Raw genomic sequence first — 22,280 nt, forward strand, 5'->3', positions numbered from 1 at the left:
GACACGAACCAGCGCCCCGCACCGTCACGGGACACGGTCACCGTGGTCGGCTCCGCCCCGGCGGGCAGGGGCCGCGACCAGCGGATGTCCAGCGGAGCGGTCATCTTCGCCAAGGTCAACTGCCCGCCATGCCACTTGAAGGCGGATCGGGTGTACTCCGCCGACGCCCTCGACTTCTTCCGCGACTTGTACCGCGGGTACTTGGCCCGCCGGGCGAAGAAGTTCCCGAAGGCTGTTTGAAGATGCCGCAGCGCCTGCTGCAACGGCACCGAGGAAACCTCCGCCAGAAAGACGAGATCCTCGGTCTTCTTCCACTGCGTCAGCGCGGCGGACGACTGCGCGTAGGACACACGGCGCTGCTCGCCGTACCAGGCCCGGGTGCGCTCCTCCAACGCCTTGTTGTACACGAGACGGACGCAGCCGAACGTGCGCGACAGCTCGGCTGCCTGCTCGTCCGCCGGATAGAAGCGGTACTTGAAAGCCCGCTTGACCCGCTGCGTCATATCTCTCACGGTATCAAATTCCATGTATGCGACGGCTGTCGGCCGGTGGGCGGTGCACGCCGGTCCGCCCTCCCGGCGAACCGGCTTTCCCAGCCCTGCTCCGCAGGAGCTTCGTTTCCTCCCCGTCCTGAAGGCCGGGGTATCCACGAAGGAGAAACCCGATGACAGAGCGCCCCGAGGTCACCGTCGTCCACCGGCCGGACCGGTCCCCCGCCTGCGACGACGGGTTTGCCGGGCTGCTGGCGGCCTACCATCTGCGGACGCAGGCCGAGAAGGGCAAGGCCGTTGCCGACGTGGACGGACTGCCCGACCGCTACCGGGCGGAGATCTCGGACCCGCGGACCGCGTTCGTCGACGATGTCGTGCTCCTGGCCCTCAGCGGGGACACCGCCGTGGGATGCCTGGTGGTGACCGCGCCCGCCGATGGGCCGTCGGAGATCAAGAGGCTCTGGACGGACCCGGCGTTCCGGGGCCGGGGCGTCGCGTCCGGCCTGCTCGGTGCCGCGCTCGAACATGCCGCGAAGAGCGGCGTGAGCGGTGTGCGGCTGTCGGTGTGGAGCTGGCGGACCGGAGCGATCGCCCTGTACGAACGGCTCGGCTTCACCGTCACCGAATCGTGGGACGAACGAGATCAACTGGTCTGCATGCAGCGCGCGGTGTGAGTGGACGGAGGGATCTGGCGGGCGTTTCTCGTGAAGTCCGGCCCGAAGTCGGGCTGTACGTAAGGTGCTTGAACCTCCATGACCGGGTCGGACGGGGTCTCCCACTTGCTGGGTCAAGTTCCGCCAGGTCACAGGTCTGTCCCAGCGGGCTGCGGCCGTGAGCAACTGCCGGACCGGGGCGGGAACCACCGCCCTTGGCCGCCCGCGGCGCCGTGTGAAGCCGTATCCAGGGCCCTGTCCCCAGTCGGACAACGGCAGGGACGGGGCCGGCTCGGGTGGGCGTGGCGGGGCGCGACCGGGCAAGGCTCGCATCGACAGTGGTCGTGCGTGTAACAGGCCTGTATTACCCGCTGGTTGGACGGAACGTGCTGTCCGGGCGGACGGCTCTTGCTGGTCAGAAACGCTCGCTCGCAGCGAGCCGCCGGCACCGCCAACCGATATTGAGGAACAAAACGATGCGCGTTCACAAGCTCACCTTCGCCGCCCTGGCTGTTGCCGCGGGCCTCTCGCTCACGGCCTGCCAGAACGGGGATGACGGTTCGGGGCAGAGCGCACCGTCCGCCGCGTCCGGTGCGAAGTCCCCGGGCGGCGGTTCGAGTTCGAACGGTTCCGACCAGGCCGGCGGTTCGACCTCGGGCGGTTCGGATCAGAGCGGCGGGACGGGCGGCGCCGGAAAGGGGACGAGCGCCGGGACCGGCTCCAGCGGCAGCGGCAAGGTCGAAAGGTGCCACACCGACGGGCTGGAGATCACGGCGAAGGACAACACCATCAGCGGTGACCCCGACGGCACCGTCGCGGTCCAGCTGAAGAACCGCGGCAGCCGGGACTGCGCGATCTCCGGGTACGCGGGCGTCGACCTGAAGACGGCTTCGGGAACGGTGTCCGCGAAGCGCACGGGTCAGCGGGCCGACCAGGCGATCCTCAAGAGCGGGCAGTCGACGGCCTTCGGCGTCACCTACCCGCTCAACAAGTCGGGCGGCTCCGGCGTCCGCATCACGGGTCTGCTGGTGACCCCGCCGAACGAGACCAAGACGGTCACTCTCGCCTGGCCTGGCGCCGCTTCGCTGCCGGTCACGGACGGCTCCGGCGCCCCGGTGAAGGTCGGCCCGGTCGGAAGCGCCGGTCAGGGCGGCTGACCGGCACGCCCAGGAACCGCGGCCCCGGACCCGTGGCCGCTCGGTTCCGTGCGTCACCTAGGGGTGTGCCCCGATACCCGCGCCGCGGTCGCCTGCCTACCATCGTGAGTAGTGCCGAACTTCCGGCATCCGTTTCCTTCCGCACCCAACTCGTGCGCCACGGAGGCCCGATGAAGGCGATCGCCCAGGACCGGTACGGCTCACCCGGCGTCTTGGAGCTCAGAGAGGTCGACACGCCGACCGTCGCCGGCCGTGAGGTGCTGGTTCGCGTTCGCGCGGCCTCGGTCAACGCCCGCGACTGGCATCTCATGCGGGGCGACCCATACCTCGCACGCTTGGCGCTCGGCTTGAGAGTGCCGAGGACGAAGATCCGGGGCACGGACTTCGCGGGCACGGTGACGGCGGTGGGCCAGGACGTGAAGCGGTTCCGTCCCGGCGACGAGGTGTTCGGGGAAGTCGACGGCGCGTTCGCCGAGTACGTGTGTGCCCGGGACGACGTGGTGGAGCCGAAACCGGAAGCGCTGTCGTTCGAGCAGGCAGCCGCGTTGCCGCTGGCGGGGAACACCGCGCTGATGGGTCTGCGTGACCTGGGACAAGTGCGGCCGGGACAGCAGGTGTTGGTGAACGGCGCCTCCGGCGGGGTGGGCACCTTCGCCGTACAGATCGTCAAGGCGTTCGGCGCGGAAGTGACCGGCGTGTGCAGTACGAGAAACCTGGAACTGGTCGGGTCACTGGGCGCGGATCACCTGGTCGACTACACCCGGGAGGACTTCACTCGGAGCGCGCGGCGGTACGACGTCGTGTTCGACCTGGTGGGCAACCGCTCACTGACCGAGCTCCGCCGCACTCTGAAACCCACCGGGCGGCTCGTGCTGTCCGGTGGGGGCGTCTTCGAAGGCGGGAGTGTCTTCGGGCCGATGGGGCTCATCCTCAAGGGGCAGGTCATGTCACTCTTCGCCCGCGACCGGCTGTTCGTCCTGACGGCGACGCCGAGCCAGGAGAACCTGGCCTCGCTGCGGGAACTCGCCGACTCCGGGAAACTCACCCCGGTCATCGACCGCACCTACCCCTTGAGCGAAGCGCCCGAGGCCATTCGGTACCTCGAAGGGGAGCACGCGCGCGCGAAGGTCGTCATCACCGTCTGACGGGGTGCCGGCGCACGGGCGCACGGGCGCACGGGCGCAGCAAACACCCTTACGCTTCCGGAGCCGATGCCCTGACCCTGCCGTTCGCGGCTACGGCGTCGTTCGCGGCTACGGCGTCGCTCGTGGCTATGGCGCCGGAAAGGCGAGGCGCAGACCGTTCTTCTCCGCGGCCCGGTGGAGCGACGGGACGAGCGTGGCGCGCAGGGAGCGGACCTCGGTGGCGTGGTCCGCGAGGAAGCGGGCGCGCAGCCGCAGGCGTGCCGGCTCTCGTACGGCCTCGACGGGACGCATGCACTCCGCGTACGTGCTGCCGAGGGCACGTTCGACGACGGGCAGCCGGTCGGGGGCGACGGTCTGTTCCTGGGTGTCGGCGAGGGCGAAGAAGCCGTTCTCGTCACGGACCTGGATCCCGTGTCCGGCCAGGCAGCCCGGCAGGGTGCGCAGGGCCCGCAGTACGGCGGGATCGCGGCGCAGGGAGACCAGCGTGTCGAACCACCTCCCCTGGAGTGCGGCGTAGCTGTCACGCAACTTGGAAGCGGCGGCCGTCCCGTCGGCAAGGCACCGGCGTACGACGGCTGTGCCGGCCGTACCCGCTGTGCCAGCCGAACCCGCCGTGGTGTCCGCGCCCGACGTTGCGCCGTTCCCACCGGGTACCGCGGTGCCGGTATTCGCCGTGCCACTCGTCGCCGGCCCGGCTGCGACGGCGGGGACCGCGGCACTCTCGCTCAGCCCGTGCAGGGCGATGAATGCCAGGTCGGGGAGTTCGTAGTACCGGATGAACGTGAGCGGAGCCTGCTCGGGCAGGGCGGTCCCGTGGTCGCGGGCGCACTTCGTCGCGGTGGTGCGCGCCTCCTGTCGTACGAAGACGTCCAGGCCCTGGGTCCACCGGGTCTCGGCGCCTGTCGCGGGCAGGACCATGCGGACCGGGTCGTCGGGCAGGGCGGAGCTGAGGCGGGCGGCGGACACGCGCGCGGAAGCGGACGGGGCCGCCGATGGGGCGGGGTCGGCCGAGCAGGCCGCGGCGAGCAGAACGGCGACCGCGACGACCGCGGCCTGCCCATTGGCCCGGCACCGGCGCCGGTCGGCCGGACGGACCATCCGGATCACTCCCCCGTCTCTTGTCTTTCCGCCATCTCTGCTCTTTCCGCTCGCCCGTGTTTCCCGGGCGGGGGTGCCGTCGGCCTGCGCCGACGACACCCCCGGGCGACATGGAAACCGGGTCGGTGGCATTCAGCCCCGGTCAGTGCGTGATCTTGACGGAGTCGCCGCCGTCGAGCTGGCTCGCCACCGTGAACGGGGTGTTGTCGTTGACGTCGGTGCACAGCCAGTAGGTGGAGTCGTTGACGCTGTGGCTGCCGTCGGAGGCCCAGACATAGCCCTTGGTGCAGGTGTGCCAGACGCCGCTGGAGTTGCGCAGCCGGCCGGCGTAGTAGTCCCCGTACGGGGAGGTCGAGTCGTCCGAGTAGGTGAGGTTGAGGTCACCGCAGCTGCTAGTGGCGGACTTGTAACGGATGGTCCCCACGCCCTCGTTGCCCCCGGTGGTGAGCGTCGAGGTCACGCAGGCCTGCGGGGCGGCGGAGGCCGCTGGAGCGAGCGTCAGACAGGTCGCGGCGGACACGAGCGCGAACGCGCCGGCGACGATTGCTCTGGTCATGCTTCCCCTTTTCGGTCGTGCGGTCTTCGGCCGTGCCCACGCCCGTGGACACGGCGGTGGGTCCGGGCGGGCAGTGGCTGCCGCGTCCGGGGTGCACGCCGCAGACGCTCGCAGAGCGGGCCCCTGGCGGACCACGACCTTCGAACGGGCTCGAAAGTCCCCGGCCGGGCGGCGGAGTCCCTTACTCCTGCGGTGTCCGTGCGGCCCATGGGGCCCGCGGGGCAGGCCGGGACGCGCCGGGCCTGACGCGGGCGGTGGGTCATGACCGGAAGTCGACGTGCGTGGCCGGTGCGTGACCCGGGGCCGCCGGTGTCCGGCGGAGCATGGCGGCCCCCAGCGGTGTGAGGGTGTGCAGCACGGTGTTGTGCCACCGCCGGCTGGTGATCAGGCCCGCGTCGCGAAGCACCGAGGTGTGATGGGTGGCCGTGGAGGGCGAGACCCCGACGAAGCGCGCCAGCTCCGAGGTGGTGGCGCCGAGGGCCACGGACCGCAGCGCCGCGGCACGGGTACCGCCGAGCAGCGCGGCGAGGGGGGCGTCCTCGACCGGGGCGGCGGCGGGCGGCCGGGAGCCGTGCAGGGGGTAGACCAGCACCGGACGCAAGGTGTCGTCGGCCAGCGACACCGGGGACTGCCAGCAGAAGTACGACGGGACGAGACGCAGCCCGCGGCCGTCGAGATACAGGTCCCGGTCCTCCACGTATTCGACGTGGAGGACCGGGGGCTGCCAGCGCATGACCGGTGACAGCCCGTCGAGCAGTCCGTCGATGCCGGTGTCGAGGGTGAGCCGGGCCCGTAGCGCGCGCTCTCCGGCGATTCCGGCGTAGATACGGTCGTGGTGGGGCGCGATGACCGCTTCGTAGTACGCGCGCAGGGCCTTGACGAGCTCCTCGCGGGTACGGCGCTCCACCAGCCGGGGAGCCCAGGACGGGGCTCCGCTGAGCCGGTCGAGCATGCGCACCTCGCGGGCGACACGGGCGGGCGGGGTGTCGACGATCGCCGCGAGCCCCCGGTCGAGCCCGTCGGCGGCCTCGTACGGGGTGAGGAAGTCGGGGAGGTACACCGCCCGGGGCAGCACCGGGACGAGCAACTGGCGTACCGCCGTGCCGAGTCCGGTGCCCGCGAGGGTGTCCCGGGTGGTGCGGTACCAGTCGGCGTACGCCCAGCGCCCGCGCGTGGTCTGGAGCCTGTGCAGGCTGCTGGTGATCTCCCAGAGCGGGTCGGGTGTGCCCGCCACCCGGATACGGGTGAAGTCCGCGGGCGTGAAATGGATGCGCAGCACGGGATTCGCCCCCCGAATCGACCGTCGTCCGGCTCGGAAAGCAGCCTGGGGCATCTGGCGTCACAGCGGCAACGGACTGATTCGGCCGGTGTCCAGGCGTCACGGCCGGCCGAACGGTCCCGGCCAAGCCGAGGCCGAACGCCTCGGGCCGCCCGCTCACCAGGTCCTTGCCCTCAGGCGGCGGACACGTCATCCGTCAGGCAGGCGGAACTCGTCACACTCCGGAGTGGATCAGCCACCGGGCCGGAAGTCGCCCGCGACGGTCGGGCTGCCGCGCCACGAGATGGTCGGCCGGGTCGCCGTACGACGGGACGGGCAGGCGCGAGGGCGAGGGCGAGTACGGAACCCGTCGGGAACAGCGTCCCGCATGGTCAGACTCGCCCCATGGTGCGACGCTGGATGGAAGAGGTATCCGTGGGGCCACCGGGAGGGCCTATGGGACGCGACGTTCCGGCGCTGGTCTTCACCCGCGAGGACCGTCGACGGTACCGGATCAAGATGCAGGAGTGTCTCGACGCCTTCGCGCAGATGCTGCGGGAGTCACGGTTCGACGTGGAGCGGCCTCGGGTCGGCCTGGAGATCGAGCTGAACCTGACCGATACCGAGGGCGAGCCGACGATGCGGAACGCGGACGTGCTCGACGCCATCGCGGATCCCGCCTGGGACACCGAGCTGGGCCGCTTCAACCTGGAGATCAACGTTCCGCCCCGGCGGCTGATCGCGGGTGGTCCAGACGCCTGGGAGGACGAGATCCGCGCCGCCCTGAACCACGCGGACGAGCGTGCCAGGACGATCGGTGTCCATCTGATCATGATCGGCATCCTGCCCACGCTGCGCGAGACGGACGTGGGACCGGAGGCCCTGTCGGAGAACGCCCGCTATCAGCTGATCAACGAGCAGGTGTTCGCGGCGCGCGGCGAGGATCTGCTCATCGAGGTGGACGGGGTCGACCGGCTGCGGACGTACGCGGACACCATCACGCCCGAAGCCGCGTGCACGAGCACGCAGTTCCATCTTCAGGTGTCACCCGAGGAGTTCGCCGACTACTGGAACGCGGCGCAGGCGATCGCCGGAGTGCAGGTCGCTCTGGCGGCCAACTCGCCCTTCCTGTTCGGCAAGGAGCTGGCGCACGAGACCCGCATCCCGCTCTTCGAGCAGGCCACGGACACCCGCCCGCAGGAGATCAAGGCGCAGGGGGTACGGCCCCGGGTCTGGTTCGGGGAGCGCTGGATCACGAGCGTCTTCGATCTCTTCGAGGAGAACCTCCGCTTCTTCCCTGCGCTCCTGCCCCTGTGCGAGGACCAGGACCCCACACAGACGCTGGACCGCGGGGACACACCGGAGCTGCCCGAACTGACCCTGCACAACGGCACGATCTACCGATGGAACCGTCCTGTTTACGCCGTTGCCCAGGGCAGGCCGCATCTGAGGGTGGAGAACCGCGTCCTGCCCGCGGGCCCGACGGTCGCCGACACCCTCGCCAACGGTGCCTTCTACTACGGTCTCACCCGCGCCCTGGTGGAGGAGGACCGGCCGGTGTGGTCGCGGATGTCCTTCGCGGCCGCCGAGGAAAACTTCCACACCGCCGCGCGGCACGGCATCGACGCGCGGCTGTACTGGCCCGGAACGGGTGAGGTGCCGGTGCCCGAACTCGTCCTGCGACGGCTGCTGCCGCTGGCGCACGAGGGCCTGGAGCGCTCGGGCATGGACGCGGCCTGGCGGGAGCCGCTGCTCGGCATCATCGAGCAGCGCTGCGTGACCGCGCGCAACGGCGCGGTCTGGCAGAAGGAGATGCTGCACCGTGTGGAGGCGTCGGACCACTGCGGCCGTCACGAGGCCCTGCGGCGCATGACCCGGCAGTACATCGACTACATGCACCTGAACGCGCCGGTCCACACGTGGCCGGTGGACTGACGCGGCCGCGCGACACGAAGGTACGGGCCAACTCCCCTACAAGGTCAGCCTGTTGCCGGCTCGGTCAGGGTCTCGCGCACGATCCGCACGGCGGCCTCGGTGTCGGCGCGCGTCACGTCCAGGTGGAACACGAAACGCAGTTGGCCCGGGTATCCGGCGCACAGCAGGCCACGACGGGCCAGTCGGTCGCGCAGGTCGTCGGTGTCGACGCCGGGGGCGGACTTCGCGAAGACCATGTTGGTCCCGCTGGGCTCCATGGTCAGGCCCGCCACGTCCTTCAGGCCCTCGGCGAACAGTTCGGCGTGGGCATGGTCGTCGGCGAGCCGCGTCACCTGGTTGTCGAGCGCGTGGAGGGCCGCGGCCGCCAGCACTCCGGCCTGGCGCATTCCGCCTCCCAGGACCTTGCGCCAGCGCCGTGCCTCGGCCACGAACGCCCGCGTTCCCAGGAGTGCCGAGCCGACCGGCGCGCCCAGGCCCTTGCTGAAGCAGACCGAGACGCTGTCGAAGTGGCCGGCGATCAGCCGTGCCTGCTCGTACGGATCGCCACCGCCGGCCACCGCCGCGTTGAACAGTCGCGCCCCGTCCAGATGCGTGGCGAGTCCGTGGTCGCGGGCCACGTGCGTGGCGGTCTTCAGGTAGTCCGTCGATACGGCCCGGCCGCCGATGGTGTTCTCCAGGCAGAGCAACCGGGTGCGCGCGAAGTGCGCGTCGTCCGGTTTCACCGCCGCCGCGATGTCCTGGGGGTCCAGCGTCCCGTCCGCCCGGTGTGGCAGCGGCTGCGGCTGAATGCCTCCGAGCACCGCGGCGCCGCCGCCCTCCCACCGGTACATGTGGGCCATCTGGCCGGCGATGTACTCGTCCCCGCGACCGCAATGGGTCAGCAGGGCGCAGAGGTTGCTCTGGGTCCCCGAGGAGACGAACAGCGCGGCCTCGAATCCGAGCAGCCCGGCGATCCGCTCCTGGAGCGCGTTGACGGTGGGATCGTCGCCGAAGACGTCGTCCCCCACCTCGGCCTCGGCCATGGCCCGGCGCATCGCCTCGCCCGGCCGGGTGACGGTGTCGCTGCGCAGATCGATGAGTCGACCGGGCTCGCCGTGGGCGGCGTCGGCCGCGTTGTCGGCAGCGGAGACATCGGCGGCGCGGGCGGCATCAGTGGTGGGCACACGCATACTCTGCCACGTCAGCGGGCGGACAAGGGTGGCCAGGGCCTGCCCGGAGTCGGCATACGTGATGGCTTCCCACCGGTCGCGCCGCGTCCTGCGCGCCGAGCGGGGCAATCCTGCGGGGTCAGAATCCGATGGCTTCGCGGAGCAACAGGACGGTGCCGCGTCCCGGTTGGGGTTCCGCGTTGAGGACGAGGAGGCGGTTGAGCGCGCTGGGCACCCCGTAGACCTTCATGGCGCGCTCGTCCTCCAGCGGGACGCAGTACTCGTCGACCCGGCGCAGCGCGGTGTCCAGGTCGGGGACCACCTTCTGCGCTCCGACGACCCAGATCGCGCGGGGCGCGGCGCCCGCGAAGGCGGGCAGCTGGCTTCCGCTGGCCGAGGCGGCCACGAGGGAGCCGGTCTCGGTGACCGCGGACACGCTGCCCACCACGACGTCGGGGCAGGCGAGCATCCGCCAGATCTCGGCCATCTGGGTGGCGCGGTCCATGGTCTGGCCGCGGGCCCTGACGGATTCGTACCGCCCGCTGTCGTTGATGTCCTCGTCGATGCCGGACAGGCGGAGGGTCTCGCTGGCCACGGTGAACACCGCGCTGCCCTCGGGAATCAGCTCCTTGACGCGGGCCCGCGCCGCGGCGGCGTCGTCGAGGATCTCGACGTCGAAGTTCTTCTCCTTCAGCGCGGCGGCCACCCGCTCCAGTCGCTCGTCGGTCGCCGGGGTGGTGAACGGTGTGTCCGGTGTCGCCCGTGTGGTGGGCGTCGAGGCAGTCATGATGTCTCCGGCCTTCCTGTCCGCTGGATGATGTGTCCGTGTCGGTCTCACCGGTTCGACAACGCAGCCCCGCGAAGTGTGAGGCGCCGCCCCGGCCTCACATTCCGGTGCGCTGTCCTGTCGTACAGGTGAGAGCGGATACGACCGAGGGAGTTGTCGGCACCAATGACCACCCGATCCGAGCCGGAGAACGGCCGCCCCGATCCGGGCCTGGACGCGGTGATGAGCGAGCGGCGTCATCTGATCAATCTCGCCTACCGGCTGCTCGGCTCCCTGACGGAGGCGGAGGACGCCGTCCAGGAGACGTACACCCGCTGGTACGTCATGTCCCGGCAGGAGCAGGACGCCATCGAGTCCCCCGGCGCCTGGCTGACGACGGTCGCCGGCCGCGTCTGCCTCAACGTGCTGGGCTCGGCACGGGTCAGGAGGGAGACCTACGTGGGTGAGTGGCTCCCCGAGCCGCTGCCCGGGCGCTCGGAGTGGATCAGCGGGCGGCCGGGTGGTGGGAGCGTCGACCCGGCGGACCGGGTCACGCTGGACGAGTCGGTCAGCCTGGCGTTCCTGGTCGTGCTCGAATCGATGACCCCGGCGGAACGCGTCGCGTTCATCCTGCACGACGTCTTCTGCCACTCCTTCGCCGAGGTGGCCGAGATCGTCGGCCGTACGCCGGCGGCCTGCCGTCAGCTGGCCTCCTCGGGCCGCCGGCGTGTTCGGGCCGCTCGGCCCTCCACGACCGCGGCGGGCTCGTGCGCGGGTGTCGTCAGCGCCTTCAAGGAGGCGTGGGAAGCGAAGGACATCGAGGCACTCATCGGACTGCTCGACCCCGACGCCACGGCGATCGCCGACGGCGGCGGCCTCGCCCGGACGTTCCTGCACCCTATCGAGGGCGGCGAGCGGATCGCGCACGCCTGGGCAGAACTCGCCCGCCGCAGGCCCGCCGACATGACGCTGCTGGAACGTACGGTCAACGGCCGGCCCGGCCTTGTGGCTCAGCAGGACGGGGTCACCGTGACGGTGTTCGGGTTCGAGGTCGCGGACGACCGGATCAGACACATCTGGGTGGTGCGCAACCCCGAGAAACTCCGTCGCTGGGCCACCGGCTGACGGGCGTCCCGTCCGAGAAGGACGCGTTGCCCGGTGCCGTCGGCCGGCCCATCCCCGAGGCGGGCCGGCCGACGGCTGCCGCTACGCCACGCGAAGGGTGTAGCGACCGGAGGTCTGCGCGGTGAGCCGCCAGCCGCCGGGCTGTGCCGCCAGCCGGATGCCGGTGAGGCCGCTGTTCCTGACCTCGGGGCGGTCCGCGCCGGGAACCCACACGTCCAGGGTGCCCGTCCCGGAACCCGCCAGCCGCAGATTCCGCTTCGTGAGGGAGGACCGCAGGGAGGTCAGGCGGCCGGGAGCGCTGCGCGGGTACGCCTGGGACAGCGCCGTGATCTCGAAGGCCGGGCTCGGCAGCGGCTTGCCTTCGGGGCAGGTGTACAGCACGACGCCACCGCCCGAGGTGGTGGCCGCGGGGTCGTTCTGCGGATCACCGCAGGCCTTCTTCCACACCCAGATCGCCGAGCCCAGCACGTCCGTGTTCTGCCGTTCCAGGAAACGGCCGAACCGGGCGCGGAAACCGTCGGGTTCACCGAACCAGCCCCACTCGCCCGACCACAGCGGCGTCCCGTAGGCCCGGGCGGTGCGCTCGGCGGTCGCGTAGCCCTGCTCGATCGAGGTCAGGGTGACGCCCAGGCCCTGGTCCATGGTGATCGACTCGCTGTACAGGTGGGGCGAGAAGACGAGCAGCGGGTCCTCGGCGAACCCGGCCGGCGGGGTGGTGTCGAAGCCGAGGCCGGACCAGAGGATCGAGGGCTCGAAGAACACCAGGTGGTGGAAGCCGCCGGACACCTTCGACTCCGCGGACCGGATCGAGGTGATCGCCTGCTGGTAGAGGCGTCCGAGCAGGATCGAGGAGGTCACGCCGGGGGCGTTGCCGGGGCCGGGTTCGTTGAGGAGGTCGTAGCCGGCGACCGCGGGATCGTCCGCGAAGCTCTCGGCGAGACGGCCCCAGGCGCGGGCGAACTCGGTGCCGATGCCGTCGGTGTCGTTGTAGAGGTTGGTGAACGCCTGCTGCACGTTGGGTGCGAGGTCGCGGCCGAGGAAGCCGCAGGCCCGGGCGCCGTCGGTGCGGGTCGCCCACTTCGGGGCGCCGTCGTTGCCGAACTCCGGCGAGGCGTTGGCGCGGCAGCGCGTTCCCGGGGCGGCGCCGACGTACTTCGAGAAGGTGTCCTGGTGCATGTCGAGGACGGTGTGGATCCCGTGTGCGGCGGCCTGGTCGACGGCGGTGCGCACCCGCGTGAGGTACGCGTCGTCGAAGACGCCTCGCTTCGGCTCCAGGGCCGACCAGGACAGGGCCAGCCGCTGGACGTCGAATCCGTACCGGGCCATCAGGGCGTAGTCGGAGTCCTCCAGCGGCCATACCGTGGGCTTGGCCGGGTCGGGCCGGCCGTAGTCGATGAGCTGGTTGACGTTCACCCCACGGAGCAGCACCTGGCGCCCCGTGCTGTCGCCGATCACCGGGTCGTGTCCTTCGCGGCGCAGCACGGTCAGCGGCAGCAGCTCGGTCCGGTCGCCGCCTGCGGCCTGCGTCGGGCCGCCGATGGAGGCCACCGCTGTTCCCGTTCCCGGTGCCAGGGTGCCCGCTGCGAGGGACAGCACGGCGGCGATCGCGACCGGCGGCGCCCACCGGACGGCGAAGGCGAGGCCGCCGCGTTCGGCCGAGGGCTCCGTTCGGCGCCTCCACGCCAGTTCCGCGACCCAGGGCACGCACACGACGCCCGCGCACACGCCGGCGGTCACGCCCTCCGCGACCCGCGCGAGCACGGACGCGACGGGGAACAGCGCTGCGCCGAAACCGTTCAGGCACCCGTCGAGAACCCACAGCGGCGCGAATCCGAGGACGCCCGCCGCGGTGAGCGTCGTCGCGAGCGACCACAGCAGTACGCCGGTACCGGCGCGGTTCAGGCGGGGTGACACCACCCGGCGCCAGAGACCGACTCCGGCGAACACCGCCGCGACCCCGGTGACCAGCGTCGCCGTCCCGAGGCCGCCGGGTATCGGGCCCCCCGCCCAGGCGAACCCGCCGGTGCCCGCCTGGAGCGCCACGGCGGCACCGGCCGGCAGCCACGCGAACCCGGCGATCCCGGCAACCCCGGCGACACCGGGGCCCGAGTCCCCGGCGGCACGCGCGCCGCCCTCGTCGCCTCCGCCGCTCGTCCCTGTCTCGCCGCTCTCGGGGCCCTCGCCGCTCGTGCCCGCCCCGCCGCTCCTGCCGTGGAGTCGCCACACGCCGATCCGGTACGCCGACGCCGCCAGGCCCGCGACCAGCGGCCCGAACACGGCGTACTTCGCGCCGGTCATACCGCACTCGGCGAGCAGCGCCCCGGCCGTCGGGAACAGGTGCAGCCCGCCCGGTCCCGCGACCACCAGGAGCAGCGCGCTGTAGGCCAGCTTGGCCAGGAACGCCATCAGGACCAGGCTCGACCAGACGGCGCCGAAGACCCAACGCGCGCTCGCCGTGGGGCCCGCGGCGCGCACGAGCCGGTGCACGGCCACCGCGCTCCCGCCGATCAGCAGGGGCAGGAACACCACCGTGGCCCAGGCAGGACTCGTGGCGTTGCGGGGGACGAATCCCGCGTCCAGCCAGTTCTCCGGAGCGAACAGCCCGGTCCCGTCGGCATAGCCGAGGACGGCACAGAGAACCGCGAGTACGACCGCGGTGGTGAGGGACGCGACGCGGCCGAGCCGACGGCCGCCGCGCTGATCATCGGCAAGGAGCATGGATGCAGAAGATAGAGCAGCCCTAAGGTCACGCGAAAGGCCTGTGAGCAGGAATTTCCTCGAATCCGCGACGGCCGGCCGGGTCCGGGCGGCACGGTGGCCCGGGGCCGCTCCACCGGTGGTCCCCCGGCGGGGCGTGCGCGCACATCCGAACTCGCGCTCCGGCCTTGGGAGTCACCGGCTCCGGGGCTCCTCGGCCCCGCGGGACAAATGCCCCGGCAGGAGTCACGCGCCGCCGTGCGACCGCCGGATCACAAGGTGGACACGATGGAAGGGGAACGACGGAGGAGGGCCCCACGAACACGGTCAACGGCCGCCGCGGCTGTCGCCCTCGGGCTCTCGCCGTCCCCGCCCGGCGAGCACCCACGGGCGGGGACGGTCGTCCAGGACCAGGTCGGCCGATCTGCCGCGGACGCGGGGTCCGGCACCGTCCAGAACCGTCAGTTCCCTGCGACTTGGTCGGCCGGACAGGTCCTAGTCGAGACAGAACTCGTTGCCCTCGATGTCCTGCATCCCGATGCAGGACTCGTTCTCGTCGTCGGCGATCAGCGTTCGCACGTGTACGGCGCCGAGCGCGACCAGTCGTGCGCATTCGGCCTCGAGCACGGCAAGGCGCTCGTCACCCACGAGACCGGTTCCGGCCCGCACGTCGAGATGCACCCGGTTCTTGACGACCCTGCCCTCGGGTACGCGCTGGAAGTACAGTCGCGGTCCGGCACCCTCGGGATCCACGCACGCGAACCACGAACCCCGGTCCTCGGGCGGCCGCGAACGGTCGAAATCGTCCCAAGTGGCGAACCCCTCCGGCGGCGGCGGTACGACGTACCCGAGCACCTCGCACCAGAAGCGAGCGACGCGCTCGGGTTCCGCACAGTCGAAGGTGACTTGAAACTGCTTGGCGGATGACATCGCGTCACCGTACCAGGGGTGCCGCGCCGCTCAACTTCTTTTAAAAGCGCCCTTATTCCCCGTACCGCTCGCCGAATTGTCCCTGTTCCCTACCGGAATTGTCCGTGATCCGTAACAGAGGGATCCTCCGGCGGCCGGCGCTCGTCCTGCCAGGTGGCCGGGCAGCGGCCGGTGAACTGCGGGAGAGCGGGGCGGACATGGCACGGCACGGCAGCAGGCGGGGCTGGTACGGCAAGGTGGCCGGGGCGGCGCTCGGGGTGACATTGCTGGCCGCCGGTGCCTCGGTGTGGACCGCGCAGGCCGGTGCCGTGCCCGACACATCGCGTCACCCGGCGGCCAAGCCGGCGAAGGCCGAGCCGGTGGCGGTGACCATCGTGCACGCCTCGGACAAGGGACCGCGCGGCGTCAACATCACCATCGACGACGGCCCCGACCCCGCGTGGACCCCTCAAGTGCTCGATGTGCTGCGCGAGTACGGGGTGAAGGCCACCTTCTGCATGGTGGGAACCCAGGCGCAGGCCCACCCCGACCTCGTGAGGAAGGTGGTCGCGGCCGGACACCGGCTCTGCGACCACTCGGTGTCGCACGACACCACCATGGACAAGAAGTCCGAGGCCTACCAGTCGCAGCAGATACTCGACGCCGAACGCATGATCACCAAGGCGTCCGGGGGTGTGCGGCCGATGTACTACCGGGCGCCGGGCGGGGCCTTCACTCCCTACAGCCGGGGGCTCGCCGCCTCCCGGGGCATGCGACCGCTGGGCTGGAACGTGGACTCGAAGGACTTCGAACGGCCGGGCACGGACACCGTCGTCGCCACGGTCGAGCGGGAACTGCCCAACGGACCGACGATCCTCTTCCACGACGCGGGCGGCGACCGCTCCGAGACCGTCGCGGCCCTGCGCCGGCTGCTTCCCTGGCTCAAGGAGCAGGGCCACACCTTCGGCTTCCCGGTGCGCTGAACCCGCCCGAGACCGGAGCTCAGGGGTGATTCGGGTTGATCCACACCGCGTCGAAGTCCTGCGCGCCGAACCCCGCCGGGAAGCCGAACCACTGGCTCGCGATCGTCAGCGGATAGCCGCTGTCGACCGTGAGGGTCAGTGGATCGGCACGGACGTACTGATCCCCTTTGAACAGGTACGCCTTGCCGTTGGGGAGACGTACGGCGTCGTCGATGTCGGAGCCGAATCCCGCGTCGGCGAGGCTCGGGGCAAGGGACGAGATGGAGTCAGGGCCGGTGAGGATCCCGCTCGGGGCGTCCCCGCGCAGGCATCGGTCGTCGTGGAAGAACCAGGCCGAGCCGTCTCCTACGTCGAGGGCGCCGTCGATGTAGTTCTCGAAGCCCGTGCCGGTGACGAAGTTGGACCATCCGTCCGTGAGCGGCCACGGATACGGCGGCTCACCGGCCAGGTCGCTGATGTTGTTCGCCGCGATGTCATAACGTACGTACGAGCCGCCCTTGTAGAAGTAGACGTACCCCGCACCGTCGTTCACCGCGGCGTCGATTCCCGAGGCGAATCCGCGCACGGCCATACTGCCCCAGTTCGCGCCGATCGACTTGACGTATTCCACGGTTCCGGGACTCGGGTCCAGCGCGAAGCGCGCGTAGTTGGCACCCTTGATGAAATAGACCTTCGCTCCCATGGCACGCACCTTCTTGCAGGCGTCAAGTCGCTGCCGTTCACATGAAATCCATGGTTCTCTCGTCCACCGGGACACGCAAACGCAGTCGCGAGCGCAGCTGCCCGCCCTCATCAGGAAGTGGCCCGGTCCGCCTTTCGGTTGCGGATCACGCGGCAGGGGCGCAGCATTTCAGTAGGTGCCGGGTTTACGAAGAGGTCTGTCGTGACCGTGACGATGCTCGATTTCCTGGAACCACTCCTCCCCGACGCCTTGGCCCGTATCGTCTTTCCGGCCGCCGTACGAGGACTCCTCGACCACCTGGCGCCCGATCCGGCCGTACCGAACGGACCTGCCACAGGCCCGTTCTCGGGGAAGCTGAAAGCGACGGCCGACGACTCCGCCGGTGGCTTCGCCCAGCTCTCCATAGCCCCGCTCGGCCCGGCGATCCCTTTCACCCTGCGGCTGACCGGCCCGCCGGCCGCGAGAACCGGCTTCCAGCTGGACCTCGTACCGGCGAGCGGGCTGCTGAAGTTGCCGGCCGCCTGTGCTCCGGCCACGGTCCAGCCGGATCCCGCCACCGGCGGAAGCCGCCTTGTCGCCGACCCGGCCGGCGGCAGTATCGCTCTCACCCTCAACGGCACCGATCCGCTGGCCGTGCGGATCGAGGGCAGCGCCGGCCAGACCGCCCGGCAGGGCATCGTCGCCCTCGACGCGGCCGAACAAGGGCTGTTGACCGTCGGCACGACACCGGCGGCCTTCCTGCTGGGCGGTCAGGGTTTCGGGCTTCATCTGCCGGGCGGGCTCACGGTCGACTCCTCGGCGACACTCGCGCCCCCGCCCGTCCCCGCCGGGACCGGCGGGTCGCCGCCGTCCGCGGCACCGGACTGGCAGGGCATCGCCATCCGGGGGGCCGAGCTCTTTCTGCCCGCGACGACCCCCCTCGTCGGCGCCGGGCCGGTCCCCGTCGATCTCGATCTCGGCACACCGGTCGGTCTCTACGGACGGACCGAGGCCCACATCCCCGCCGACGGATCGCGCCCGGCCTTCGACGCCACCGTCGTCTGGGACGACCCCGGTGCCACCTCGCTCGCCTCAGCGCTTCCGGCCATGATCGAGATCCGTGTCTCCTGGAGCCCCGCCGAGACACCGGGGCCGCCGGGCGTCGGAACGATCGAGTGGCTCGGCGGACGCCCGCTGCGCGTGACCGGCCGCTTCACCCGCCGGTCCGGCACGAGCGACTTCGACTTCGGTCTCGTCGTGGAAGCCGACGGCGAGCAGGGGCTGCTCGCCGTGAAGGGCGCGAACCCGGCCGGCAAGGTCGTCGTCACCGCGGCCGCGGTCGCCGCCGCCTTCATGGCCGACGCCGACCGGCCGACGCCGCAACAGCCCCTGTACGACGGCTTCGGCGCGACGCTGCACGCGCTGCTCGTGGCGGCCGCGGGGCTGAGTGCCTTCCTCGACGACGGTACCGTCACCGTGCACGCCGTGGAGGTGGACTCCGGCTTCTCCCCCGCCGGGACCAAGCTCTCTCTCCGGGTCGACTACAGCGTCGACGTCCTGGTCAGGACCATCGGTCTCGGCTTCATGAGCGTCGGCATGAATCCGGACGTCCCGATGCGGCTGCGCTATCGCGGCGTCCGCCTGCTCGTCGACTTCGCCCAGTCGGGGCTGGAACGCTTCCACCTCTCGTACGGCGAGGCCGATGTGGACGTGGAGGACCCCGGAGGCTGGCGGATCGAGTCGCCCGGAACCGTCAAAGACCTCTTCGACGTGCTCGGCAGCCGCTCCGGCCACGGCTCCCAGTGGTTCGAGATCGACCTCCGCTTCGCGCTCGACCTCGGCCCGGTGAAGGTCGAGGGCGCGACCGTCCGCGTGACGCTCGGGGCGAACGGCGCCCTGCGTCCCGAGCTGCGCGGGCTCGACGCGGGCCTGGACATGCCCGGGCTGTTCGAGGGCGAGGGCAAAGTCTCCCTGGGGGAAGGTCGGCTGGACCTCGCCCTCGCCGCCCGGATCGTCCCGCTGAACATCGCCGCGGCCGCCGCGCTCACGTACAAACCCTGTGGCTCGGGCGTCAACCAGCTGGTCCTCTCGCTGCGGACCGACCTGCCGGGGCCCATCCCCCTCGGCAACAGCGGGCTCGGCCTCTACGGGCTCGGCGGCATCTTCGGCGTCCACGCGACGCTGCCCCGTCCCGGCCCAGGCGTCGATCCGGTCCTCTTCCAGCTCGGTATCGACCCGTTCCTGACCAACGCCTACACCTGCGCCGACGGCAGCGTGTTCGGTCTCGGCGCGGTCGTCGGCACCGCGCCCGACCTCGGCTTCACCTTCAGCGCCAAGTGCGTCCTGGTGATCGGGCTGCCGGACATCGCGGTACGGGCGAGCCTCCAGGGCCGCTTCCTGTCACGCCGAGTGCTGATGACCGAGGACCTGGGACCGCCGACCGAGGGCGGCAGTCTCGTGGGCGCTCTCGTCGTGGACGACGACGGCGTCACGGCGGCTCTGCGCGCCCACTACGAGGTGCCGGTCCTGTTCACCGCCGACGCTCCCTTCGGCGCACGCTTCCCCGCCAAGGGGCGCGACTGGTACGTCAGGCTCGGCTCGGACAACGTACTGGGCCGGGGACCCGGCCCCCTCCAGGTGCGGGTGCTGCCGCACATCTTTCCCATCGGCGCCTGGGCGTACCTGATGGTCGAGGGCGACGGCATCCCGCGACTGGGCGGCGACCCCACCCTGTCACCGACCGGCTTCTCACTCGGCTTCGGTGCCGGATTCACCGTCCGGTACGGCATCCCGCTCATCCATGTCGACGTCAGCGCGTCCGTCCTGCTGGCCCTCGGCACCCGCCCGGTCCTGCTCGCCGGCGTCGGTCATCTCTCCGGCAGTCTGCACCTGGGGCCGGTGTCCATCGGGGCTTCCGCGGACGTGGCGTTCCAGGTCGCCCCCGAACTCGGCGACACCTGGATCCAGTTCAGGGTCTGCGGCGAGGTCGACCTGTTCTTCTTCAGCCTTCAGGGCTGTGTCAGCGTCGAACTCGGCGAGAAGAACGGCACGATTCCCGACCCCGTCGACTGGCCCCTCGAATCGGTCGGTCTCGCCGACCACCGCTACACCAAGACGGCCGACGCCGTCCTGTCCGGGGCCCGGCCGCCGACGGCCTCGCTGCCGACCGTGTGGCCGGACGCCATTCCCCTCCTCCAGTTCACCAACGGCCCGGCCGACGGCCTGCGACCTGGCCCGTTCAGCACCGAACTCGCCTGGCCCGCCACGGAGATCGGGGACGGTGTCGTCGGCAACGACCGGGTCAACTACACGTACACGCTCACCTCGCTCGATCTCACCGCCGTCGACCCGGCCACCGGTGTCGAGACACCGGTCGGCGGACCGCTCGACGCCGCCTGGCAGGACATCAAGGCGGGGGCACCCGGCCAGCGGGGCGCCCGCGAACTGGCGCTGCTGACCTGGGAGTCGGCGCTGTGGACCCGCAAACTGGCCGACGGTGGCGTCGACGATCCGAACAATCCCGCCCCGAAGGTCGCGCGCCGCTGCCGTACACGGTACGAGCCCGACCCCGGATGGGCACTCGGGGTGCTCGGCAGCCGGCACGGTCCGGGCACCCCGTGGCGGCTGCCCACCGAGTCCGCGGCCGGCGCGTACGCCTCGGTGTTCGACGCCGGCGTCGACGCCTGCTGGCTCCAACTCCCCCTGGACGACCCGACCGCGGGCCTGTTCCCGTACACCTTTCCGCTGCGGCTCGGCACACCCGTCTCCTTCGAGGAGCCCCTGGACACGGTCGAGCGGCGGTTCACCGGCGCCTTCACCCTCCCGCACGTGGAGGGGTTGCCCCTCGACAGCGACCCGGAGGAAAGCGCTCCAGGGATCGGGGAGGTGTGGTTCGACGTCTTCCTCGCCTTCTCCGAGGAACTCCGCGACCCGTGCCTGGTTCTGCAACTCCCCTTCTGGCCCGATGGGTTGGCCGACCGGATGCAGGTCCGGCTGATCGGTCCCGACGGCTCCTCGACGCCGTTCCCGTACTCGTCCGCGGACGACGAGCCGGGCCTCGGTGACACGTTCGTCCGGCGCTACGAACTGCGGGACGGCGAGGTGTACACGGGGGTCGCCCTGAACTACCACCCCGCTCTCGCCCCGCAGGTGCTGGGTGTCCGGGCCGTCACGCGGAAGGCGTGGGACACCGCCGAGGCGGCCACATCGGCGGCTCAACAGGCCGGGAGCACCGCGGCGGCGAAGGCGGCGGCTGTCACGCCGCGGCCGATGCTCCGGCCCGGCACCGTCTACCGCGTCGACGTCGGAGTCGACGGCCAGGGCCGGCGCGACGGCAAGGACGGCAACGTCGTCCACCGCACGGACAGTTACTGGTTCCGTACGGCCGACATGTCGGGTCCAGCCCCCAGCGGCAATGAGCAGTACGTGCAGGGCCCCACACCGGCCACGCCCGCTTCGCGCGCCCTGGCCAAGGACCACTACGACACCTTCGTCGCCGCCCCCGCCGTCCACCAGCGGACGGACCGCTTCGACCCCGTCTATCTCCAGCGCTACGTCCTGTCCTGGATGCCCCGCGACAAGACCGGTGACTGGTTCCACGGCGACCCGGTCGGCGTCCAGTTGGAGGTCGACCACGTTCCCGATCTCGCGGCGGCCTACGACCACGACACCGTCGTCCGCGTGCGTCGAACGGACCCGACCAAGGGACACCCCGACCCGTTCGAGGAACAGTCCTTCACGGCGGCGCAGCACCTCTGGAAGGCCGTCGTCTCCGAGGGGCAGCCACGGGCCGACCAGCTGCTTCAGCACGAGATCGAGGAGTACGGGGGCTGTGCCTATCCGAAGCCCGGGGCGACGGCCGGGGGCAGGCCCACGCTTCAGCCGCGCAGTACGTACGAGCTCTCCCTCGCCTTCCCGTTCCGCGACTCCGGAGGCACCGGGAAGCAGGGCGGCGCGCAGATCCGCGGCGGGATCTTCGGTACCTCCCGCTACAGCGGTCCCGACGCCCTCCTGGAAGACCTCGGATTCGTACAGGGCGGTGCGGAGGGCGGCGGCCTCGCCGGTGATCTGCAAGCCGTGAAGATCCTGATGGCACCGGGCGACACCACTGCGGACGGCGGTCTCGAACAGGCTCTCGTGCGGCTCGGGATCGGCCGGCTGGTGCCTGTCCGTTCGGGACGTACGAGCGCGCTGTGGGTGGAGCAGGGCGGCACCTGGGCCCTCCACGGGGTGCTCGTGGAAGCGCCCGAACCGGTTCACCGCACCGACTCCCTCGGCATCGCCGGCTATGGCGGCCGGCTGCGGGTGGGCGGCCTGCGCTGCGGTGCGCATGCCTTCGAGACGGTGATCCGCAGTGGGTCCGGCGACCGGCTTCTCTTCCTCACCGCCATCCCGTTCGGGCCGGCCGGCCCGCTCGCCCTGTCGGTGAGGGTGCAGGACGTACCGCTGGAGGCCGCCACGCAGGCCAGGACGGCCGAGGTCGTCTGCCCCGTGCCTACGACGCCCGGTTTCGTGGAGGACCTGCCTTGACTTCCTCCCCCGCCTGAAGGCGGGGGATTCCAGCGGTCGCCCGCTGGGTTTCCTGCTTCACCGACGACTGCCCCGTCCGGGAGGACTCCCGTTGAGGTCTTACACCGTCTCCACAGGCAGACACCGCCAGGCCGGCGGCCAGAATGTTGCGTGCCGCGTTCACGTCACG

At 71.2% G+C, this 22,280-nt stretch carries 16 protein-coding genes and 1 pseudogene; 7 read left to right on the plus strand and 10 right to left on the minus strand.

Annotation, left to right across the window (positions count from 1 at the left end; translation table 11 throughout):
• A partial coding sequence (locus tag ABZV42_RS40750; RefSeq protein WP_356057233.1) for a transposase occupies positions 1–503 on the minus strand: 503 nt, incomplete at its 3' end.
• 161 nt (positions 504–664) lie between these two features.
• Here ABZV42_RS40750 and ABZV42_RS40755 point away from each other — a divergent pair.
• The 3 genes from ABZV42_RS40755 (at position 665) to ABZV42_RS40765 (ending at position 3,446) form a co-directional block, all read left to right on the plus strand.
• Complete coding sequence (locus ABZV42_RS40755) at positions 665–1,165, plus strand: GNAT family N-acetyltransferase (RefSeq protein ID WP_356057235.1); 501 nt, start codon at positions 665–667, stop codon at positions 1,163–1,165.
• A gap of 455 nt (positions 1,166–1,620) precedes the next feature.
• The gene (locus tag ABZV42_RS40760; RefSeq protein WP_355990641.1) at positions 1,621–2,301 is read left to right on the plus strand and encodes a DUF4232 domain-containing protein; all 681 of its coding nucleotides are present in this window, start codon (positions 1,621–1,623) and stop codon (positions 2,299–2,301) included.
• Between the two features lie 170 nt (positions 2,302–2,471).
• Positions 2,472–3,446 carry an NAD(P)-dependent alcohol dehydrogenase gene (locus tag ABZV42_RS40765; RefSeq protein ID WP_356057236.1) on the plus strand — a complete coding sequence of 325 codons (975 nt, stop codon included), beginning with the start codon at positions 2,472–2,474 and terminating at the stop codon, positions 3,444–3,446.
• 126 nt (positions 3,447–3,572) lie between these two features.
• Here ABZV42_RS40765 and ABZV42_RS40770 read toward each other — a convergent pair whose 3' ends face one another.
• The 3 genes from ABZV42_RS40770 to ABZV42_RS40780 all read right to left on the minus strand — a co-directional run bounded on the left by ABZV42_RS40770 (position 3,573) and on the right by ABZV42_RS40780 (position 6,379).
• Complete coding sequence (locus tag ABZV42_RS40770) at positions 3,573–4,544, minus strand: hypothetical protein (RefSeq protein WP_356057238.1); 972 nt, start codon at positions 4,542–4,544, stop codon at positions 3,573–3,575.
• A gap of 142 nt (positions 4,545–4,686) precedes the next feature.
• A complete protein-coding gene (locus tag ABZV42_RS40775) occupies positions 4,687–5,100 on the minus strand; it encodes a hypothetical protein (RefSeq protein ID WP_356057240.1) in 414 nt (137 codons plus the stop codon).
• 259 nt (positions 5,101–5,359) lie between these two features.
• On the minus strand, positions 5,360–6,379 hold the full coding sequence (locus ABZV42_RS40780) for a winged helix-turn-helix domain-containing protein (protein WP_356057241.1): 1,020 nt from the start codon (positions 6,377–6,379) through the stop codon (positions 5,360–5,362).
• Between the two features lie 435 nt (positions 6,380–6,814).
• Between ABZV42_RS40780 and ABZV42_RS40785 the strand changes: the two genes are divergently transcribed.
• Positions 6,815–8,293, plus strand: a complete 1,479-nt coding sequence (locus tag ABZV42_RS40785; RefSeq protein ID WP_355990651.1) for a glutamate--cysteine ligase — start codon at positions 6,815–6,817, stop codon at positions 8,291–8,293.
• Between the two features lie 44 nt (positions 8,294–8,337).
• On the opposite strand, the gene ltaE is transcribed toward ABZV42_RS40785, so the two are convergent.
• Together ltaE and ABZV42_RS40795 are read right to left on the minus strand one after the other, a co-directional pair.
• Positions 8,338–9,456, minus strand: coding sequence for a low-specificity L-threonine aldolase (gene ltaE, locus ABZV42_RS40790; protein WP_356057243.1), 1,119 nt, complete (start codon positions 9,454–9,456; stop codon positions 8,338–8,340).
• Positions 9,457–9,580: 124 nt separating this feature from the next.
• Positions 9,581–10,228, minus strand: coding sequence for an LUD domain-containing protein (locus tag ABZV42_RS40795; protein ID WP_356057245.1), 648 nt, complete (start codon positions 10,226–10,228; stop codon positions 9,581–9,583).
• Between the two features lie 165 nt (positions 10,229–10,393).
• On the opposite strand from ABZV42_RS40795, the gene sigJ reads away from it, so the two are divergent.
• Positions 10,394–11,332 (plus strand): RNA polymerase sigma factor SigJ, encoded by a 939-nt coding sequence (gene sigJ / locus ABZV42_RS40800; protein WP_356057247.1) that lies wholly within the window; start codon positions 10,394–10,396, stop codon positions 11,330–11,332.
• A gap of 81 nt (positions 11,333–11,413) precedes the next feature.
• Here sigJ and ABZV42_RS40805 read toward each other — a convergent pair whose 3' ends face one another.
• Both ABZV42_RS40805 and ABZV42_RS40810 read right to left on the minus strand, forming a co-directional pair.
• Positions 11,414–14,050 (minus strand): cellulase family glycosylhydrolase, encoded by a 2,637-nt coding sequence (locus ABZV42_RS40805; RefSeq protein WP_356057249.1) that lies wholly within the window; start codon positions 14,048–14,050, stop codon positions 11,414–11,416.
• A gap of 474 nt (positions 14,051–14,524) precedes the next feature.
• Positions 14,525–14,959 carry a VOC family protein gene (locus ABZV42_RS40810; protein WP_355990662.1) on the minus strand — a complete coding sequence of 145 codons (435 nt, stop codon included), beginning with the start codon at positions 14,957–14,959 and terminating at the stop codon, positions 14,525–14,527.
• A gap of 197 nt (positions 14,960–15,156) precedes the next feature.
• On the opposite strand from ABZV42_RS40810, the gene ABZV42_RS40815 reads away from it, so the two are divergent.
• A complete protein-coding gene (locus ABZV42_RS40815; RefSeq protein ID WP_356057253.1) occupies positions 15,157–15,921 on the plus strand; it encodes a polysaccharide deacetylase family protein in 765 nt (254 codons plus the stop codon).
• 19 nt (positions 15,922–15,940) lie between these two features.
• Here the strand turns inward: ABZV42_RS40815 and ABZV42_RS40820 are convergent, their stop codons facing one another.
• Positions 15,941–16,603 (minus strand): hemopexin repeat-containing protein, encoded by a 663-nt coding sequence (locus tag ABZV42_RS40820; protein ID WP_355990664.1) that lies wholly within the window; start codon positions 16,601–16,603, stop codon positions 15,941–15,943.
• Between the two features lie 201 nt (positions 16,604–16,804).
• Between ABZV42_RS40820 and ABZV42_RS40825 the strand changes: the two genes are divergently transcribed.
• Positions 16,805–22,111: a hypothetical protein gene (locus ABZV42_RS40825; RefSeq protein WP_356057251.1), complete on the plus strand. Its 5,307-nt coding sequence runs from the start codon at positions 16,805–16,807 to the stop codon at positions 22,109–22,111.
• On the opposite strand, the pseudogene ABZV42_RS40830 reads toward ABZV42_RS40825, so the two are convergent.
• Positions 22,077–22,280: pseudogene (locus tag ABZV42_RS40830) on the minus strand (hypothetical protein); the annotation flags it as partial. The gene ABZV42_RS40825 and the pseudogene ABZV42_RS40830 overlap by 35 nt on opposite strands.

The sequence above is a fragment of the Streptomyces sp. NPDC005281 genome, from assembly GCF_040607495.1.
Lineage (GTDB): Bacteria > Actinomycetota > Actinomycetes > Streptomycetales > Streptomycetaceae > Streptomyces.

What these genes read in the sequence shown, in the direction of transcription:
- ABZV42_RS40755 (WP_356057235.1), top strand. Translation starts at nt 665, where the DNA reads ATGACAGAGCGCCCCGAGGTCACCGTCGTCCACCGGCCGGACCGGTCC.
- ABZV42_RS40760 (WP_355990641.1), top strand. Translation starts at nt 1,621, where the DNA reads ATGCGCGTTCACAAGCTCACCTTCGCCGCCCTGGCTGTTGCCGCGGGC.
- ABZV42_RS40765 (WP_356057236.1), top strand. Translation starts at nt 2,472, where the DNA reads ATGAAGGCGATCGCCCAGGACCGGTACGGCTCACCCGGCGTCTTGGAG.
- ABZV42_RS40770 (WP_356057238.1), bottom strand. Translation starts at nt 4,544, where the DNA reads ATGGTCCGTCCGGCCGACCGGCGCCGGTGCCGGGCCAATGGGCAGGCC.
- ABZV42_RS40775 (WP_356057240.1), bottom strand. Translation starts at nt 5,100, where the DNA reads ATGACCAGAGCAATCGTCGCCGGCGCGTTCGCGCTCGTGTCCGCCGCG.
- ABZV42_RS40785 (WP_355990651.1), top strand. Translation starts at nt 6,815, where the DNA reads ATGGGACGCGACGTTCCGGCGCTGGTCTTCACCCGCGAGGACCGTCGA.
- ABZV42_RS40795 (WP_356057245.1), bottom strand. Translation starts at nt 10,228, where the DNA reads ATGACTGCCTCGACGCCCACCACACGGGCGACACCGGACACACCGTTC.
- sigJ (WP_356057247.1), top strand. Translation starts at nt 10,394, where the DNA reads ATGACCACCCGATCCGAGCCGGAGAACGGCCGCCCCGATCCGGGCCTG.
- ABZV42_RS40805 (WP_356057249.1), bottom strand. Translation starts at nt 14,050, where the DNA reads ATGCTCCTTGCCGATGATCAGCGCGGCGGCCGTCGGCTCGGCCGCGTC.
- ABZV42_RS40810 (WP_355990662.1), bottom strand. Translation starts at nt 14,959, where the DNA reads ATGTCATCCGCCAAGCAGTTTCAAGTCACCTTCGACTGTGCGGAACCC.
- ABZV42_RS40815 (WP_356057253.1), top strand. Translation starts at nt 15,157, where the DNA reads ATGGCACGGCACGGCAGCAGGCGGGGCTGGTACGGCAAGGTGGCCGGG.
- ABZV42_RS40820 (WP_355990664.1), bottom strand. Translation starts at nt 16,603, where the DNA reads ATGGGAGCGAAGGTCTATTTCATCAAGGGTGCCAACTACGCGCGCTTC.